This window comes from Dysosmobacter welbionis, from assembly GCF_005121165.3.
GTDB classification, from domain to species: domain Bacteria; phylum Bacillota; class Clostridia; order Oscillospirales; family Oscillospiraceae; genus Oscillibacter; species Oscillibacter welbionis.
This window is the reverse complement of sequence record NZ_CP034413.3, coordinates 2,611,180-2,627,652: the sequence shown is the minus strand read 5'-3', so window position 1 is coordinate 2,627,652 and position 16,473 is coordinate 2,611,180. Positions and strand designations below refer to the sequence as shown.

Sequence of the window (16,473 nt, the reverse complement as noted above, 5' to 3'; positions counted from 1 at the left end):
TTCACAACAAATTGTAACGATTCGGAAACAAGGAAGCCTCCCCCGGCACTGAAAAATGCCGGCCGGGCTTCCGCCGGCCGGCATCTCTTCTCTTTTCTCAGACAAACACCGCCTGTACCAGCACCATGTACAGCACAGTGCCCCCGGCGATGGACAGCAGCACATTCCGCTTCCAGAGGTGGAGCCCCGCCACCGCCGCAATGGCGATCAGCTCCGGCGCCCCGTGGGGCGCCGACAGCCAGGAGACGCTCCGCAGGCAGTACACCACCAGCAGGCCCATCATGGCGGGCGGAAGGACTTTCCCCAGGTATGTCACCACGGCGGGAGGCCGTTTCTTCTCCGGAAACAACCAAAAGGGCAGCCATCGGGTCAGCTGGGTCCCGGCGGCCACCGCCAGGATGATGCCCAGCGTCTGCAAAGGCGTCAGCGTCACAGGGCTCCCTCCTCTCCGCTGCGGTCCAGGCGGCGCCGTGCACTCAGCAGCACCGCCAGCACCAGCACCATGGCGGGGATCACCATGTTGTCCGCTCCGAACACCGCCAGGCTGGCGGCGGCGCAGAGGATCCCCATCACCCCGGCGGGCCGGTTCTCCGGCTTCTTCCACTGCTCCAGGAACAGCACCACAAACAGCGCCGTCAGAGCAAAGTCCAGGCCCGTGGTGTCAAAGGTGAGGAAACTCCCCAGCAGGCCGCCCAGGGCTGTGCCCGTAATCCAGTAGAGGTAGTCCAGCAGGGAGATCCAGAAGTAGAAGTCCTTCCGGGCCACGCCCTCCGGCGGCTCCAGAGTGGACACCAGGGAAAACGTCTCATCGCACAGCACGTAGATCAGAAACGGCCGCACCTTCCCCAGGCCCTTGTACTTGTCCAGCAGGCTCAGCCCGTAGAACATGTGCCGGGCATTGACCATGACGGACAGCAGAAACGCCTGCACAGGGTCAAAGGCCGTGGTCAGCAGCGTGACGGCCACAAACTGCATGCTGCCCCCAAAGGCGATGGCGCTCATGAGGACGGACCATCCCGGCCCATACCCCTTGGACTGCATCAAAAGGCCATAGGCAGTCCCCAGGCACAGAAAGCCCGTCATCACCGGGATGGTGGCGGGAAACGCCGCCCGGAGGGCCATGCTGCTCCCGCCGGCACGGCGGCTCTCGTCGTCTCTCAGGGGCACAGCAGATCGGCCTCCTCCGGGTGCTTTTCAAACCAGATCTTGGCATAGGAACAGGTCGCCCTGGCGCGCTTTCCTTCCGTGCGGATTTGGTCGGCCGCCGCCCGGAGCAGCTGTCCTGCCACGCCCTGGCCCCGCAGGGTGTCATCCACAAAGGTGTGGTCGATCTCCGCCACTCCGTCCCGGTCGGGGAACATCACCTCGGCGATCAGGCGCCCATCCTCCATGGCGTAGATGCGTCCCGGCTCTCTCTGAAATTCCATAGGTCTCCCTCCTGCGCCGCGCGCCGTCTCGTCACATCTTCTCCGGCGCGTCCACGCCGATGAGCTTCAAGCCGTTCCGCAGGACGATCCGGGTGTCGTCCGCCAGCTTCAGCCGGGCGTCCCGGACCGCCGGCTCCTCGCCCTTGATGCGGCAGGCGGTGTAGAACCGGTGGAAGCAGGCTGCCAGCTCCTGGAGATAGCGGTTGATGTGGCTGGGGTCGTAGTCCCGGGCCGCCAGCTTGATCTCCTCGCAGAACTGGGCGATCTGCTTCAGCAGGGCCCGTTCCGCCTCACCGGAGAGCAGGGACATGTCCACGTCCGCCTGTCTGGGCACGGAGACGCCCTCCTCCGCCAGAGCCCGCAGCAGCGAGCAGATCCGGGCGTGGGCGTATTCCACGTAGTAGATGGGGTTTTCGCTGTCCTCCCGGACCGCCAGGCCCAGGTCGAACTCCATCTGGGTGTCCGGCTTGGCGTTGAAGTACCACCGGGCTGCGTCCACGCTGACCTCGTCCAGCAGATCCGAGAGGGAGATGGCCTTGCCGGTGCGCTTGCTCATCCGCACCACCTCGCCGTCCCGCAGCAGCTTCACCAGCTGCATCAGCACGATGTCCAGCCGCTCGCTGCCGTTGAGGCCGAGCGCGTCCAGGGCGCCCTTCAGCCGGGCCACGTGGCCGTGGTGGTCCGCCCCCCAGATGTTGATGACCTTGTCGAAGCCCCGGACAGCGAACTTGTTCCGGTGATAGGCGATGTCCGCGGCGAAGTAGGTGTAAAACCCGTTGGCCCGGCGCAGTACGTCATCCTTCAGGTCCAGCTTCTCGATGTCCGCCTCTTTCTTCCCCTGCCTGCGGTAGTGGTCCCGTAGGATGTCGGCCGTGCGGAGCCACAGGGCGCCGTCCTTCTCATAGGTCCAGCCCCGCTCCGCCAGCAGATCCACTGTCTCCTTCACATAGCCGCTCTCATGGAGAGAGGACTCGTAGAACCAGTTGTCATAGTGGATCTTGTACCGCTCCAGATCGGTCTTCATCTTAGGCAGGTTGATGGACAACCCGAACTGGGCCAGCGCCTCCTGGCGCTCCGCCTCCGGCACATCCAACAGCTTATCTCCGTTTTTCTCATAATAGGCCCGGGCCAGGTCCTTGATGTCCTCACCCTGGTATCCGTCCTCCGGGAAGGGCACCGCGTCCTCCCCCGGATGATCTGGAGATACCGGGCTTCAATGGAGTGGGCGAACTTATCGATCTGGTGGCCCGCGTCGTTCACGTAAAACTCCCTCGTCACGTCGGCGCCGCACGCCGCCAGCACGCTGGCCAGGGTGTCTCCCAGCACGCCGCCCCGGGCATTGCCCATGTGCATGGGGCCCGTGGGGTTGGCGGAGACGAATTCCACCATGATCTTCTGCCCCTTCAGGTGGTCGGCGGTGCCGTAGCCGGCACCCTCGCTCTCCACCGCCTCGCAGACGGCAGCGTACCAGCTGTCGTTGAGACGGAAGTTCAGAAAGCCCGGTCCCGCAATCTCCGCGGAGGCAAAGTAGCTCCCCGCCAGGTCCATGTGGTCCAGCAGTGCCTGGGCGATATTACGGGGCGGCTGCCGCAGCGCCTTGGAGGCCGCCAGGGCAAACGTGGTGGTGAAGTCGCCGTTGGCGGTGTCCTTGGGGATCTCCACCGGGGCGGTCTTCACCTCCGCCTGGGGCAGCGTCCCGTCCGCCACTGCCGCCTGATAGGCGGCCATGGCCAGCGCCGCCGCCTGGTCCTTCGCGTTTTGTACCATGTTGATCATATCGTTCCCTCTTTCGTGAATGAGGAATTCAGAATGAGGAATTTTGGTGTCCGGCAAAGCCGGACAGATTCCAATTGCCACCTGCGGCGGCACCGCAATTCCTAATTCCCAACCCCTGTTTTTCCCGTTTTACCCGGGTCTTAAAGCTGTTTTTCCCTGTCACCGTGCGCTTCCCACGGGACAGATCCCGGGGACCCCTTTTCTCGGAATCCCCGGGCGAAATGAATTCGCCCTCCGCCAAAGATTTTGGCTCCTCCAAAATACTTGGACGCGCTGCCGCACGGTTTGCCGGAACGCTCTCTTACTTTCGCTTTACCCGGATCTTGAAGCTGTTTCTTCCTGTCACCGTATGCTCGACCGCGATGGAGTACTTGATCTCCAGCAGGCCGCCCCGCTCGCTGAGGTTGTGCCGCAGGGCGCTGGTCTGGATATCCACCGACAGCTCCCCGTAGGGGGTCTCATACAGGGACGTGTGCTGCCGCCCCTCCTCAAACACCATCTGGGAGTTCACACTGCCCACCCGGCGCAGGATCACCTGGGGCCCGCTGACCTCAAAGGTGGTGGTCGTCCCCTCCATGCCGGTGAGGGCTGTCTCCTGATAGGTCAGCAGCAGGCCCTCCTCCGTCAGCTCCAGGGTCCCCTCCGTCGTCAGCTCCGTGGCATCCGGGTCCACATCGTCAAAATACTGCTCTCCCCGGATGAAGAGCAGCACCGGCAGCTTCTTCTGCCGCGTCTCAATATCGCTCAATGTCAATCCTCCGTGCTGTATGGCGCAGGTCCTCCTGCAGAAACAGCGAGGCCGTCCGCTCAAAATCCTCCACCCGGTCACTGACGTAGAACTCCGTCTCGCCGCGGCGGCGCTCGTCCGCCCGCAGCTCCCGGGCCTTCAGCATCCGTTTCAGCTCAAAGGCGGACTCCTCCCCGGCGGACACCAGCTCCACGCCCGGCCCCATCACGTCCCCGATCACATCCGTCAGCAGCGGGTAATGGGTACAGCCCAGAATCAGGGTGTCCACCCCCGCATTCTTCAGGGGCGTCAGATACTCCCGGGCCACGGTCTCGATCACCACGTCTCCCCGCCGGATGCGCCCGGCCTCCGCCAGGGGCACGAACAGGGGGCAGGCCCGGCTGAACACGGTCACCTCCGGGTCCAGCCGCCGGAGAGCCGCCTCGTAGGCACCGGAGCGGACGGAGGCCGCCGTGGCAATGAGCCCTACCCGCTTGTTTTGGGTCATCAGCACCGCCCGGCGGCAAGTGGGCTCTACCACGCCTACCATGGGCAGGTCGTTTTCCGCCTGCAGCGCCGCCAGCGAGGTGGTGGTCACCGTCCCGCAGGCGATGAGGATGGCCTTCAGATCGAAGGAGCGCAGGAAACGCACATCCTGGCGGGCGTATTTCAAAATGGCCTCCCGGGAACGGCTGCCATAGGGCACCCGGGCGGTGTCGCCGAAGTAGATCAGGTCCTCCTCCGGCAGGATGCGCCAGAGGGAGTGCACCGCCGTCAGACCCCCCAGGCCTGAATCGAATACCCCGATGGGACGCTGGTCCATCCCGCTCCGCCTCCTTCTTCTCCCGCCGCCGGACCGGCGGCCGCTTCATGCTCATTTTGCATCTGGATTACATATTATACTATGCGGCGCCTTCTGCCGCAAGACAGATTTTAGTCTTTTTGCCCTGTTTTTTATGTGGAATTCTGCGTATGTCTCTGCTATAATCGTGACAGTATCATCTATTTGGGAGGTGTCTGCCCCATGAAGATCGAACTGACGGAACAGCAGTTCCGGTATCTGCTGGATCTGGTATACATAGGAAACTGGGTCATCAATTCCACCCGGGAGAACGACCGCATCCAGGAATACGACCAGGTGGAGAGCCTGATTTTCTCCCACTGCCTGCACCACAAGATGAGCAAGCTGGTGGAGCTGTACCGGGGGGAGCTGATCCCCTCCCGGGCCTTTGCGGACGGCGGCATCCACGAGGCCATCGAGCAGTATGAGGACGTGGTGTTCTATGAGATCCTGGCGGAGGAGCTGGCCCTGCGGGACATGGATGGGGAACCCCTGACCCGTGAAAACTATGGGGAGCTGATGGAGCGGATCGACGCTTATCTCTCCGAGTTTGACGAGCACGGCACCGACAACATCTCTGTGGACCTGCCGTAAGGCGGAAGGCACGCCGCCCCGGCACCGGAGAGGTTTCTCTCCAGGCTTGTTTCAAAGAACAGAAAGAGAAAAAGGAGCAACGAGATCATGGCTGAAAAATCCAAAGTCTACTTTGCGGACTTCCGCGCCCCCAGCTGGCGGGAGAACCTGCCCCAGAAGCTGGCCCGGCTGATGATGACCGCCGGCTTCGGCGATATCGATATGGACGGCAAGTACGTGGCCATCAAGATGCACTTCGGCGAGCCGGGCAACCTGGCCTACCTCCGCCCCAACTGGGCCCGGGCCGTGGTGGACCTGGTGAAGTCCCACGGCGGCAAGCCCTTCTTGACGGACTGCAATACCCTGTATGTGGGCGGCCGGAAAAACGCCCTGGACCACATCGAATCGGCTTATATCAACGGCTTCACCCCCTACTCCACCGGCTGCCACATCCTGATCGCCGACGGCCTGAAGGGCAACGACGAGGTGGAGGTTCCCGTGGAGGGCGGGGAGTATGTGAAGTCCGCCAAGATCGGCCGTGCGGTGATGGACGCGGACGTGTTCATCTCCCTGACCCACTTCAAGGGCCACGAGCAGGCCGGCATGGGCGGCGCTCTGAAGAACATCGGCATGGGCTGCGGCTCCCGGGCCGGCAAGATGGAGCAGCACAACTCCGGCAAGCCCTTCGTCAAGCAGAAGAAGTGCATCGGCTGCCGGGCCTGCGCCAGGATCTGCGCCCACGGCGCGCCCCAGTTCGGTGCCGACGGCAAAGCCACCATCGACACGGACAAGTGCGTGGGCTGCGCCCGGTGTCTGGCGGTGTGCCCCAAGGATGCCATCCAGTGCCTGTATGACGAGGCGCCCGCTATTCTGAATAAGAAGATCGCCGAGTACACCAAGGCCGTGGTAGACGGCCGCCCCTGCTTCCACGTGTCCCTGGTGGTGGATGTCTCCCCCAACTGCGACTGCCACGCGGAGAACGATGTCCCCATCGTCCCGGACGTGGGCATGTTTGCCTCCTTCGACCCGGTGGCTCTGGACCAAGCCTGTGCCGACGCCGTGCTGGCCCAGACTCCCGCGCCCAACTCCGCCCTGTTTGACGAGGGCTGCGACTGCTCCTCCGGTGACTACTTCCACGCCGCCCATCCGGACACGGACTGGGCCGTCTGCCTGGAGCACGCGGAGAAGATCGGCATCGGCACCCGGGCATACGAGCTCATCAAAATCTGATCGGAACGAAACGAAGCAGGACTTAAAAAGTCCTGCTTCGTTTTCCGCATTGCGGGACCCCACTCAGGCGAACAGGGCGTTGAACTGCTCCACCACCGCGTCCGCGCCGGTGTGCGCCACCAGCATCACAAAGTTGCCATTGGAGACAATCCGGGACTCGTTCCGCCACATCTCCGTGGGCGCGGGGTACCAGGCACCGCCGGGGCTTGTGCCGTCCCCCACCTGATAGTCGATTCGGGCCTGGAAGATGTCCTTCACCGCCTGGACATCGCCGCTGTTCTCCACCTCTACCAGGGCAATCTCGTCACCGGAGGCGGAGATCATGGCCATCTGCACCAGACACTGCTGGGTGGCGATGGCGGAGAGTCCCGCATAGAACGTATCCAGCGTCTCACCCTCCACGGCCATCAGGGCGGGCCACGTCTCCTGGTCCCCGGTCACGGAAGCGCAGAAATCCGCTAGATCCACGCCGGAAGCAGACTCCGCTGGAGGGGCAGGGGCGGGCTGGGCCGGCGTCTCCGGCTCCTTGTCCGGCTGCTGGGGCTTTGTGTCCTCCACCGGCTGGTATATCGGCTTCTCCGCCGGGTCTGCCGGACGGCTCCCCGTCTCCGGCTCCTTCGCCGGGTCCGCGGGGCGGGAGCCCAGATCCGGCTCGTCCTCCTGGAGCTGCTGGGAATCATCCGCCGTCTCAGGGCCCTCTATGGTCACAGGGACGCCGTCCTCCCCATCGGTTTCCGAAGTCTCTTCCTCCTGGGGCGGCGCAGCTTCCTCCATCTTCTGGTCCTGGGCGGCGTCCTCCTGCGCCTCCGTTCCTCCACAGGCACCCAGCGCCAGTATCAGCGCCAGAGCCAGCAATCCTGCAAGTCCTCTCTTTTTCATGTTTTTCTCCTAACCTCTCACGGGATTTCACGGCGCTCCGCCGCGGTCTGAGAGGTTAGACGGGCTCTACGGAAAAAAGTTCCCGCTCCGGCGATTTTTCTCCGCTGCTCCGCCCATGACCGCCTCGGTGTGTATAACATTGACTTTTTTCGGAAATTCAAATATAATTGTTTCAAGCATAAACATCAAATAAATACACAGGCCGCGCGTCGTCCGCGCGGCCGCTTTGCCCTTATTCAGCGGACATCCGTCCACCTGCAAGGCAAGAGGAGGTCTCCTATGAAGAAACACCTTCAGGACAGCTTGGTCATCGGTTTCGCCCTGTTCTCCATGTTTTTCGGCGCAGGTAATGTCATCTTCCCCCCTTATCTGGGACTGGAATCGGGTCCGGAGTGGCTGGCCGGCTTTTTCAGTTACTTTATGGCCGACATCGGACTGGCCCTGCTGGCTATGTTTGCCATTCTCCGGCAGGGAAGTCCCGACGGGATCACCGCCCGCATCGGCAGGATTCCCTCCACAGCGCTCATGTGCGCCATTGTGCTGTGCATCGGTCCCATGCTGGCCATTCCCCGGACTGCCGCCACCACCTACGAAACCTCTCTGGCCCCGCTGGTGTCCGGCTTCAGTCCGGCGCTCTTCTCCATCCTCTTCTTTCTGCTGATCCTGCTGCTGTGCGTGCGGGAAACAGCGGTGGTGGACATCGTGGGAAAGATCCTGACCCCCGCTCTGCTGATTGGCCTGTTGATCCTGATCGTGGTGGGTGTGGTGAATCCCATCGGGCCGGTGGGTGAGCAGCCGCTGGTGGAGAATGTGGCCGCCACCGGCGTGGAAGCCGGCTATCAGACCATGGACGTGCTGGCGGCCATCGTGTTCGGCTATATCATTCTGAAGAGCGCCCGGGAGAAGGGACACACGACTCCCGGCGCCCAGCTCCGGGTGGTGTCCGGCGCCAGTCTGGTGGCAGGCATCGGCCTGCTGGCGGTCTATCTGGGGCTGACTTATCTGGGCGCCACCACCGCCCGCTTCTTCGACATCACCGTGGACCGCACGTTCCTGGTGGTGTCCATTGTCCGGAACCTGCTGGGGCAGGCGGGCATCATCCTCTTTGCCGTGGTGGTGGCTCTGGCCTGCGTCACCACCGCTGTGGGGCTGGTCAGCGCATGCGCCGATTACTTCTCCGGCCTCTCGGGGGGCCGCGTTTCCTACCGCACGCTGGTGTGCGTCATCTGCGTGTTCAGTGCCGTGGTATCCAACTTTGGTCTCAATGAGATCATCGCCATCGCCTCCCCCATCCTCAGCGTGGTCTATCCCCCCACGCTGGTGCTGATCGTGCTGGCCCTGTTCGGCAGCCGCATCCGCCGGGACTGGGTGTTCCGCCTGGCGGCCCTGGGCGCCCTGGCAGTGAGCCTGCTGGAGGTAGTCCGCACCTACACCGGCGTGGAGCTGGCCTTTCTGGACCTGCTGCCCCTGGCGTCTCTGGATTTCGGCTGGGTGTTGCCCGCCGCTGTCTGCGGCGCAGTGGGCGCCCTGATCCCCGGCGGCCGGACTGCCGCCTCCTGATGCCATATTTTCATTTTTCACATACTGGAGGACTGATTGTATGAAACAGCACTATCAAGGTCTCGGCCACATTGCCGTGTATACGGCGGATATGGATGCCAGCATCGCCTTTTACGAGAAGATCGGCGGCAGCCTGCATCTCCGGGCCCCCGCCTGCTCGCCGGAACAGCAGCGGGAGCTGGCCCTTGTGGAGTTCGGCGGCTTCCTGGTGGAGTTGATCGCCGCCCCTGTGCCGGAGGGTGCGGGCTGCATCCCTCATTTCGCCGTCTATGTGGACGATGTGGACCAAGCCGCCGCGGATCTCCGCGCCGCCGGCGTGGACACCTTCCAGACCGCAGAGAAGTGCGTGATGCCCAACACCTTCGGCGGGTTGGAGAACTGGTTCTTCACTGGCCCCTCCGGGGAACAGATCGAACTTTTGAAGATGCTTTGAGTCCGCTTTGGCTGCGGAGCAGGGAGACCGTCCATTGGACGGTCTCCCTGTTTTTCTGTGCAAATACACCGCAGATATGGAAAATCGAGCTCTCTCCTGTGTCTGCGGCGGCCGTCAGCGCATGGGGATTTACAGTGTTTCGGCCTGCCCTGCCAGGGGCAGGCACACCACCAGCTCGAACCCGTTGTCCCGGACCCCGGCGTCCAGGGTGCCGCCATAGCGCTCCGCGATTTCCCGCATCCCGGGGATGCCGAAGCCGTGGGCGGCCTTGTCCGTCTTGGTAGTTGCAAGATCCGGCTGCACCGCGCCGCCCAGGGTGTTCTCCACCCGCAGCATGAAGAGTCCCTTGTCCGCCTTGCAGCGGATGGTGATTCGCCGTTCCCCGGCGCCCCGGCTGCCCTCGATGGCGTTGTCCAGAGCGTTGCCCAGCAGGGCGCACAGATCCATATCCGCCACAGGCAGGTCCCGGGGCAGGAAGACGGCGAAGTCTGCGGCGACTCCCTCCCGCTCCATGGCCTCCGCCTTGGCGGTGAGGACGGCATTGGCCGCCTCGTTTTCACAGAGCCGTCTGGTTCCCCGCAGGGCCGGGGAACCGGCTATCTGGTCCAGATAGCCGATGGCCCCCTGTTCATCTCCCTGCTCCAGAAAACCCCGGACCGCCGTCAGGTGATTCCGCAGATCGTGGCGGAGACGGCGCACCTGGGTCTCCTGCTGCCGGAGGCCCTGATAGTAGACCTCCCGCAGACCTGCCAGGCGATTTGCCTGCTCCAGCCGCTCGTGATCCGCCAGAATCAAAATGGCGAACAACAGGACCAGAGAGGTCAGAAATACAAAGGGCAGCACCACCATGCCCTGGTACATCGCCACGGTATTGACCTCGATAGAGTCATACCGCCGGAAGGTCAGCAGCACCACGGCAATCAGGGCGCACAGGGGCATGGCCGCTAGACCCAGCACCAGCTTCCACAGCCGCCGGGAGAGCACCACCGGCTCCCGGGGCAGGCGGCGGCGCAGCAACAGCCACAGCGGGCCGAACACCAGCGGGCGGGCCAGGCGCACCAGCACGTCATAGAGCGCATTCCTGTTGATCCGCTCCACATAGGTGTCCAGCAGGGCACACACGGACATCTCCAGGCAGAAGAGGATGATGCACACCGCCACCCGCCCTATCCGGTCACCCCGGGTAGAGAGGAGGAACAAGGCGAAAAACGCCGGCAGCGTATAGAGCAGGTTGGGGTCGCCGATCCAAATCACCATGCCGGTGGACCCCGCCAGGGTCAGAAAGAGCAGCACCCTCCAGAAGCGCCCATTCCGGGGGCGGACAAAGGGGGCACAGAGCTTGTAGAGGAAAAAGCCGCTGGCCGCCACGGTCAGAAAATAGCCGCAGTTGAGCCAGATCTGCCAGAGAACATCCCGCATCCTCATCCCTCCAGCTCCGCCCGGGTAAAGGCCAGCAGGGCCGAGGGCTGGCAGGACCGGCTGACCGGCAGCCGCCGGCCGTCCCGCAGCACCACCTCGCCGCCCTCCATCCGGTCCACAGCTCCTGTCCGAACCAGATACCGCTGGTGGATGCGGACAAAGTCCGCCCCCACCTCCGCCGCCACCGTGTCCAGCTTGCCGTAAAACGTGTACTCCCGTCCGGCGGTGACACAGGCCACCTGCCGCCGGTCCGAGACGAAATACAGAATGTTGGCAATGGGGATCCGGTAGTGGGTGTCCCCGCTGCGGCAGATGTAGGCCCGGTCCAAATCCCGGACCAGCGCCGCCTGTGCCCGGTCCAGCACCTCCTCCAGCTGTTCCGCCTTCGGGGGCTTTAAGAGATACCCCAGGGCCCCCACGGAGTACCCGTCAAAGACGTGCTCTGCATACCCGGTGACGAACACCAGCTGCAGTCCGGCGTCCGCCGCCCGGAGCCGCCGGGCGGTCTCCATGCCGTCCAGCTCCCCCATCTCCATGTCCAGAAACACCAGGTCCAGCTCCCCGGCGTGGCTCTCCAGCCAGCGGAGCAGTCCCTCGCCAGAGGAGAACTCCCGGAACTGCCCTTGAACGCGCCGCTTTTCCAGGACCCGCTCCAGAGCGGCCCGAAGCACCAGCCTGGCGTCGTAGATATCGTCACAGATGCCGATCCGCAGCATCCCCATCACCTCAAACCGAAAACTGCCCGCCGGGGTCCGGCAGGGGGCGCTTTTCGCCCTAAACTACCTGCCCATTCTACCACAGGAACCGCCGTCTGCCAAACCAAACTTGACGGCAAATCCGCCAAACTTGACATCCCCTCCCCTCCCAACGCAAAACTTGACATCCAGGCCGCCGCAGATGACACCCCCGTTTGCGGCGGCTCTTTTTTCGCGGTACGCTGGTGTCAACAAGGAGGGAAACACCATGACAAACGCCACTGCCATCTCCCGCTCCCGTGTGTGGAGCGTGCTCACCACTCCCGCCGCCATCCCCCAGACGGGGCCACGGCTGAAAACCAATCTGGACACGGATCTGCTGAAGCTCATCGCCATCGCCGCCATGCTGATCGACCACATCGGCGGCGCCTTTTTCCCGGAGGTGGGCGTGTTCCGCTGGATCGGCCGACTGGCCTTCCCTATCTTCTGCTACTGCCTGACGGTGGGCCTGCTGTACACCCACGACGTGCGGAAGTACCTGACCCGGCTGGGCATCTTCGCCCTCGTCAGCCAGCCCTTTTACATCCTGGCCTTCCACCCGGTCGGCGAATTCTGGGCCAACCTCACCAACTGGAACATCTTCTTCACCCTGTTCCTGAGCCTGCTGGGCATGTACGGCCTGAAGGAACGGAAATGGTGGCTGTTCGCCCTGGCGCTCTTCACCGTCAGCTGGTGGAACTTCGATTACTCCGGCACCGGCATCCAGCTGATGCTGATTTTCTACCTCTGCCGGAACCGGCCCCGCCTGGGCGCGGCCCTCTACCTCCTCAGTTATCTTCCGGCCCTGATGAACGGCTGGCCGGAGGATCCCCTGTGCCTGACGGTGGGCGGCCTCTGCATCGACTGGTCCATTTTCGCCGTGTTCGCCGCGCCCCTGATCTTCTGCGCCACGCACTCCCGCATCAAGATCAACCGCTGGTTCTTCTACGCCTTCTATCCCGCCCATCTGGCGGCCATCGCCCTGGCGGGGAATATCCTGTGAGACAGAAAGGAAGAGTTTTATGTTAACAGTCAAAGATCTGCACAAATCCTACCAAGTGGGCAAGACCACCTATGAAGTCCTCAAGGGCGTGTCCCTCACGGTGGAGAAGGGGAGTTCGTGGCTGTCATGGGCCCCTCCGGCTCTGGCAAGACCACGCTCTTAAACTGCATCTCCTGCTACATCCCCATCGACAGTGGGGAGATCATGCTGGGGGATCGGCAGCTGGCAAATCTCAGCGAGGACGCTTTGGCAAAGGTCCGCAACCGGCAGCTGGGCTTTGTGTTCCAGGACTTCCTGCTGCTGGACGGTCTGACGGTCCGGGAGAACATTCTCCTGCCCGCCATCATCGGCGGCGCCGTCACCGGCCAGACGGAGGCCCGGGCGGACCAGCTGTGCGATGTATTCGGTATCTCCGCCATCCGGGACAAATACCCGGCGGAGATCTCCGGCGGTGAGAAGCAGCGTACCGCCGTGGCCCGGGCGCTCATCAACCATCCCCTGCTGATCCTGGCGGACGAACCCACCGGCAACCTGGACAGCAAGTCCAGCCGGGCGGTGATTCGCTCCTTTGAACAGGCCAAGGAATCCCTGGAGGCCACCATCTTCATGGTGACCCACGACTCCTTTGCCGCCTCCTTCTGCGACCGGGTGGTCATCCTCCGGGACGGAGTGGTGTGGCGGACCCTGGAAAAGGGCGCCACGGACCGCACCGCCTTTCAGGACCAGCTGTTGGACGCCATCCGGGACATGGGGAAGGAGTGAGACCATGCGGCACTTTTCCGACGCCTACGCGGCCCTGCGCCGCAAAAACAGGGGCCAGTACGCCTTGCTGGCAGGGTGCAGCTTCTTCTCCGTGCTGCTGATCACTGCCTATGTCTGCATGATGCGCTCCCCCACCATCCTCTCCGTCTTGCCGGAGGGCGGCGACAGCCGCAAGCAGGTGATGATGGTGTTCGTTCTGGCGGTCATCGGCTGCGCCGTGTTCACCGCCTATGCCGCCGGGCTGTTCTTCCGGCAGAAGTCCCGGGAGACCGGCGTGTTCCTGGCCCTGGGGGCCACCCGCCGCCAGCTGCAGCGGGAGATGGGCAAGGAGCTGGCGGTGATCTCCCTGGGCTCCTGCGCCGCCGGGGCGGCCTTAGGCGGCCCTCTGGCTTGGGGCGTGTGGCAGCTGTTCCGCCTGTTCCTGGTGGACTCCCAGGAGATGGCCCTGTCCTTCGATCCCCGGTCCTATCTGCTGTCCATGGTCTTTGCCGCCTACGTGGTGGGGATGCTGTTCTTCCTGGGCGGCCGGTCCATCCGCCGCACCAACATCATCGACATCGTCCAGGAGTCCCACAAGTCCGAGCCTATCCGCGAGGTAAAGCGGTGGTATGGAAGCGTGGGCATCGTCCTGGTGGTGATCGGCGCCCTGGCGGGGTATCTGATGCCGTCGTTCTTTGTCACAGTTCTCCAGTGGTATCCCCCCTCTGGGGTGGAGGCCGTCTTTTACCTGCCGGCGCTGGTCGGCATGTACATGATCCTGCTCCACACGGTGGTGAACGGCTGGCGGAAGCGCCATAAATACCGGGACATCATCGCCACGTCCATGATGAAGTTCCAAGGCCGCCAGACGGTGCGGAACATGCTGGTGATGACGCTGCTGATCGCCGGTGCCTATTTCGCCTCCTTTTACGCCCCCATGCTGAATACCAGCTCCACTTACAGCTTCTCCACCCGGCCGGTGGACTTCGAGTACCACTGGCGGAATGATCAGAACTGGCCGGAGCGGGGTGAGGTGGAATCTCTGGCGTCGAAGCATGGTGTTGACATCACCTCCTGGACCCAGGTGGACGCCGCCACCCTGGGCTGTGACGGCACCGTCTCCATCGAGCAGAGCGCCGGAGCTCTGGGCACCACCTACACCAAGGAATACCGGGAGATCCAAGGCGGGGCCACCTATTTTTCCGAGAGCGCCTGGAACGCCCTCACCGGCCAAGCTGTGGACCTGGCCCCCGGCACCTGTGCCAATGTGCTGGATGATGAAGGCGGCAGCGACTACCTCTCCGGCGGCGACGTGACGCTGGTCACCAATATGGTCACCGGGGCCAGTCTGTCCGTTACCCCGGCGGAGCCTCTGTGTTTCACCATGCTGCTGGGCTGCTACGTGCTGGATGACGCCGACTACGAGATCCTCACCGCCGGACTCACCGACCTCTGGCGGGAGACCTGGGTATTCTTCAACGTGGCGGATGCGGAGGCCAGCTATCCCTTTGCCGACGCCCTGTTCAACGAGATCGTGGACCGCTCCGGCGACGATGTGCTGCAGATGTACGCCTACGACCTGGTAAGTGCGGCGCTGGCGGAGGAGGCCGGCGAGGTCTATGACTACGACCGGGCACATATCGCCGCCCATGGCTTCCCGGTGATAGAGCGGGAGGACCGGGACACCTCGGAGTTCCGCAACTACTGGCTCTACATGCCCCAGTTCCGGGTGCTGGATCAGAACGACTTCGTCACCACCATGGCGGTGTTTTTGGTGCTGTTCATCTTTATCGCCCTGATCTGCTTCGCGGCGGTCATCGTCATTGCCTTTACCCGGTGCATGACCATCGCCCTCACCAACGCACGGGTGTACGACGACCTGCGGCACCTGGGGGCGCCGAACCGCTATCTGTTCCGGTCCGTAAAGGGGCAGGTGTCCAAGGTGTTTCTTGTGCCCGCCATCGTGGGCACGGCAGTCATCTCCGCCTTCTACCTCATGATTATGTACTTCAATGATAACCGCTTCACCCCCGGCGAGATGGCCGGCATGGCCGTCTGTGCTGCGGTGATCGCCGTGCTTTCGGCGGTGCTCTATGGGGTATACCGCATCACCCGCCGCAGCGTCTGCCGCGCGCTGGGAATCCAAGGCAAGTGAAGCTTCCGCGCTGCCGGAAATTTGGTCCGGGGGCACAGGGATATTCCCTGTGCCCCCGGACCTTTTTGTTTATTTTCCGCCGCTGCCGGCGATCTTTCTCCACAAGGTGCTTCGGCCGATTCCAAGCCGCTTGGCCGCAGCGGACTGATTCATGTTCTCCTCCCGCAGCACCTGTTCGATCACTCTCCGCTCGATGTCCTCCAAGGTCCCGGAGAGATCCACCGCCGGCGGAAGGGCACTCACTTTCCGCATCTCGTTCTGCAGGACCGCGGCCACCTCAGCGGCAGTGATATAAAATCCCGAGGACGCCGCGATCATCTGGCGCAGCACCTTTTCCAGCTGCACCAGATTCAGCGGCCACTCAAATTCCACCATCAGCTCCATGGCATCCGGCTCCATGCCCACGGTGGATTTGGCCAGCGCGGTATTGTACTGGGGAATCATCATATTGACAAAGGCGGGAATATCCTCCTTCCGCTGGGCCAGAGACGGCACATTGATGGTGAATCCGCTGAGCTGCAGATAGAGCCGGCTGGAGAACTGTCCCCGGGCCACCTCGGCAGACAGGTCGCAGCAGCTGGAGCTGATTACCCGATGGCGGTGGGTCATCTTGGTATCCTCAATATAGGTCCCCACCTGCTGCTGCAGATCCTTCGGCAGCGTATCCACGTTTTCCAGATATACCGTGTATCCCGTGGCGTGAATGGGAGACGCGGCATTATTCAACAGCATGTCCCAGTTTTTCTCCGTCAGGTCCCTGCACTGCAGGCGCATCAGCGTGGTCCCCTCCGTGGCGCTTTTGGTGTGAATGCGACGGGCCACCACGCCCTTGTGGGTCCCCACCGCCCCTGGATCAGAACGGGCAGCGCGGAACTGCCGGCAGTCTGGATGAGCTTGTCCATTGGGCGCAGATACAGCTCGCTGGAAGCCGGCAGGCTCTGCGCCTGGCGGATGTCCTCCGGGCCCTGGGCGATG

The 16,473-nt window shown here is 63.2% G+C and carries 17 protein-coding genes and 1 pseudogene; 8 read left to right on the top strand and 10 right to left on the bottom strand.

The annotated features are described in order from the left end of the window. Positions 1 to 97: 97 nt before the first annotated feature. The 6 genes and pseudogenes from EIO64_RS13795 to murI all read right to left on the bottom strand — a co-directional run bounded on the left by EIO64_RS13795 (position 98) and on the right by murI (position 4,753). Complete coding sequence (locus tag EIO64_RS13795) at positions 98 to 433, bottom strand: branched-chain amino acid transporter permease (protein WP_136891492.1); 336 nt, start codon at positions 431 to 433, stop codon at positions 98 to 100. Further along, positions 430 to 1,167 carry an AzlC family ABC transporter permease gene (locus tag EIO64_RS13790; protein ID WP_346730045.1) on the bottom strand — a complete coding sequence of 246 codons (738 nt, stop codon included), beginning with the start codon at positions 1,165 to 1,167 and terminating at the stop codon, positions 430 to 432. The genes EIO64_RS13795 and EIO64_RS13790 overlap by 4 nt, the downstream gene beginning before the upstream one ends. Continuing rightward, a complete protein-coding gene (locus EIO64_RS13785; RefSeq protein WP_136891491.1) occupies positions 1,158 to 1,427 on the bottom strand; it encodes a GNAT family N-acetyltransferase in 270 nt (89 codons plus the stop codon). Before EIO64_RS13785 ends, EIO64_RS13790 begins: the two co-directional genes overlap by 10 nt. 31 nt (positions 1,428 to 1,458) lie before the next feature. Continuing rightward, positions 1,459 to 3,203 (bottom strand): annotated as a pseudogene (gene argS, locus EIO64_RS13780) (arginine--tRNA ligase). Between the two features lie 301 nt (positions 3,204 to 3,504). Then, positions 3,505 to 3,951, bottom strand: a complete 447-nt coding sequence (locus tag EIO64_RS13775; protein WP_119310600.1) for a YwiB family protein — start codon at positions 3,949 to 3,951, stop codon at positions 3,505 to 3,507. Continuing rightward, positions 3,938 to 4,753 (bottom strand): glutamate racemase, encoded by an 816-nt coding sequence (murI, locus tag EIO64_RS13770; RefSeq protein WP_021751452.1) that lies wholly within the window; start codon positions 4,751 to 4,753, stop codon positions 3,938 to 3,940. The genes EIO64_RS13775 and murI overlap by 14 nt, the downstream gene beginning before the upstream one ends. Before the next feature lie 201 nt (positions 4,754 to 4,954). Here murI and EIO64_RS13765 point away from each other — a divergent pair, with 201 nt between their 5' ends. Together EIO64_RS13765 and EIO64_RS13760 are read left to right on the top strand one after the other, a co-directional pair. Continuing rightward, positions 4,955 to 5,365, top strand: coding sequence for a hypothetical protein (locus tag EIO64_RS13765; protein ID WP_021751450.1), 411 nt, complete (start codon positions 4,955 to 4,957; stop codon positions 5,363 to 5,365). 87 nt (positions 5,366 to 5,452) lie between these two features. Beyond that, the gene (locus tag EIO64_RS13760; protein ID WP_021751449.1) at positions 5,453 to 6,574 is read left to right on the top strand and encodes a DUF362 domain-containing protein; all 1,122 of its coding nucleotides are present in this window, start codon (positions 5,453 to 5,455) and stop codon (positions 6,572 to 6,574) included. Positions 6,575 to 6,637: 63 nt separating this feature from the next. On the opposite strand, the gene EIO64_RS13755 is transcribed toward EIO64_RS13760, so the two are convergent. Next, positions 6,638 to 7,453, bottom strand: a complete 816-nt coding sequence (locus EIO64_RS13755) for a DUF4358 domain-containing protein (RefSeq protein WP_119310599.1) — start codon at positions 7,451 to 7,453, stop codon at positions 6,638 to 6,640. 279 nt (positions 7,454 to 7,732) lie between these two features. Here EIO64_RS13755 and brnQ point away from each other — a divergent pair, with 279 nt between their 5' ends. Further along, positions 7,733 to 9,013, top strand: a complete 1,281-nt coding sequence (gene brnQ / locus EIO64_RS13750) for a branched-chain amino acid transport system II carrier protein (RefSeq protein WP_021751446.1) — start codon at positions 7,733 to 7,735, stop codon at positions 9,011 to 9,013. Positions 9,014 to 9,053: 40 nt separating this feature from the next. Then, the gene (locus tag EIO64_RS13745) at positions 9,054 to 9,446 is read left to right on the top strand and encodes a VOC family protein (RefSeq protein WP_136891490.1); all 393 of its coding nucleotides are present in this window, start codon (positions 9,054 to 9,056) and stop codon (positions 9,444 to 9,446) included. Between the two features lie 129 nt (positions 9,447 to 9,575). Here the strand turns inward: EIO64_RS13745 and EIO64_RS13740 are convergent, their stop codons facing one another. Next, positions 9,576 to 10,865 carry a sensor histidine kinase gene (locus tag EIO64_RS13740; protein ID WP_136891489.1) on the bottom strand — a complete coding sequence of 430 codons (1,290 nt, stop codon included), beginning with the start codon at positions 10,863 to 10,865 and terminating at the stop codon, positions 9,576 to 9,578. A gap of 2 nt (positions 10,866 to 10,867) precedes the next feature. Then, positions 10,868 to 11,587: a LytR/AlgR family response regulator transcription factor gene (locus tag EIO64_RS13735; RefSeq protein ID WP_021751443.1), complete on the bottom strand. Its 720-nt coding sequence runs from the start codon at positions 11,585 to 11,587 to the stop codon at positions 10,868 to 10,870. A 241-nt stretch (positions 11,588 to 11,828) separates the two neighbouring features. Here EIO64_RS13735 and EIO64_RS13730 point away from each other — a divergent pair, with 241 nt between their 5' ends. From EIO64_RS13730 to EIO64_RS13720, 4 genes are read left to right on the top strand one after another with little or no spacing between them, the layout of a single operon-like run. Next, complete coding sequence (locus tag EIO64_RS13730; RefSeq protein ID WP_025544916.1) at positions 11,829 to 12,602, top strand: TraX family protein; 774 nt, start codon at positions 11,829 to 11,831, stop codon at positions 12,600 to 12,602. Positions 12,603 to 12,621: 19 nt separating this feature from the next. Next, entirely contained in the window at positions 12,622 to 12,765 is a 144-nt protein-coding gene (locus EIO64_RS19050; RefSeq protein ID WP_346730044.1) for a hypothetical protein, read from the top strand. Then, entirely contained in the window at positions 12,729 to 13,364 is a 636-nt protein-coding gene (locus EIO64_RS13725) for an ABC transporter ATP-binding protein (protein WP_346730097.1), read from the top strand. Before EIO64_RS19050 ends, EIO64_RS13725 begins: the two co-directional genes overlap by 37 nt. A gap of 4 nt (positions 13,365 to 13,368) precedes the next feature. Next, positions 13,369 to 15,498, top strand: coding sequence for an FtsX-like permease family protein (locus EIO64_RS13720; RefSeq protein ID WP_136891488.1), 2,130 nt, complete (start codon positions 13,369 to 13,371; stop codon positions 15,496 to 15,498). A 69-nt stretch (positions 15,499 to 15,567) separates the two neighbouring features. On the opposite strand, the gene EIO64_RS13715 is transcribed toward EIO64_RS13720, so the two are convergent. After that, positions 15,568 to 16,341, bottom strand: a complete 774-nt coding sequence (locus EIO64_RS13715; protein WP_025544912.1) for a helix-turn-helix domain-containing protein — start codon at positions 16,339 to 16,341, stop codon at positions 15,568 to 15,570. Positions 16,342 to 16,473 lie beyond the last annotated feature (132 nt).

Excerpts from the sequence above, each read along its gene's own strand:
- EIO64_RS13730 (WP_025544916.1), top strand. The coding sequence starts at position 11,829 with ATGACAAACGCCACTGCCATCTCCCGCTCCCGTGTGTGGAGCGTGCTC.
- EIO64_RS13755 (WP_119310599.1), bottom strand. The coding sequence starts at position 7,453 with ATGAAAAAGAGAGGACTTGCAGGATTGCTGGCTCTGGCGCTGATACTG.
- EIO64_RS13785 (WP_136891491.1), bottom strand. The coding sequence starts at position 1,427 with ATGGAATTTCAGAGAGAGCCGGGACGCATCTACGCCATGGAGGATGGG.
- EIO64_RS13765 (WP_021751450.1), top strand. The coding sequence starts at position 4,955 with ATGAAGATCGAACTGACGGAACAGCAGTTCCGGTATCTGCTGGATCTG.
- EIO64_RS13745 (WP_136891490.1), top strand. The coding sequence starts at position 9,054 with ATGAAACAGCACTATCAAGGTCTCGGCCACATTGCCGTGTATACGGCG.
- EIO64_RS19050 (WP_346730044.1), top strand. The coding sequence starts at position 12,622 with ATGTTAACAGTCAAAGATCTGCACAAATCCTACCAAGTGGGCAAGACC.
- EIO64_RS13720 (WP_136891488.1), top strand. The coding sequence starts at position 13,369 with ATGCGGCACTTTTCCGACGCCTACGCGGCCCTGCGCCGCAAAAACAGG.
- EIO64_RS13740 (WP_136891489.1), bottom strand. The coding sequence starts at position 10,865 with ATGCGGGATGTTCTCTGGCAGATCTGGCTCAACTGCGGCTATTTTCTG.
- EIO64_RS13760 (WP_021751449.1), top strand. The coding sequence starts at position 5,453 with ATGGCTGAAAAATCCAAAGTCTACTTTGCGGACTTCCGCGCCCCCAGC.
- EIO64_RS13725 (WP_346730097.1), top strand. The coding sequence starts at position 12,729 with ATGGGCCCCTCCGGCTCTGGCAAGACCACGCTCTTAAACTGCATCTCC.
- brnQ (WP_021751446.1), top strand. The coding sequence starts at position 7,733 with ATGAAGAAACACCTTCAGGACAGCTTGGTCATCGGTTTCGCCCTGTTC.
- EIO64_RS13735 (WP_021751443.1), bottom strand. The coding sequence starts at position 11,587 with ATGGGGATGCTGCGGATCGGCATCTGTGACGATATCTACGACGCCAGG.
- murI (WP_021751452.1), bottom strand. The coding sequence starts at position 4,753 with ATGGACCAGCGTCCCATCGGGGTATTCGATTCAGGCCTGGGGGGTCTG.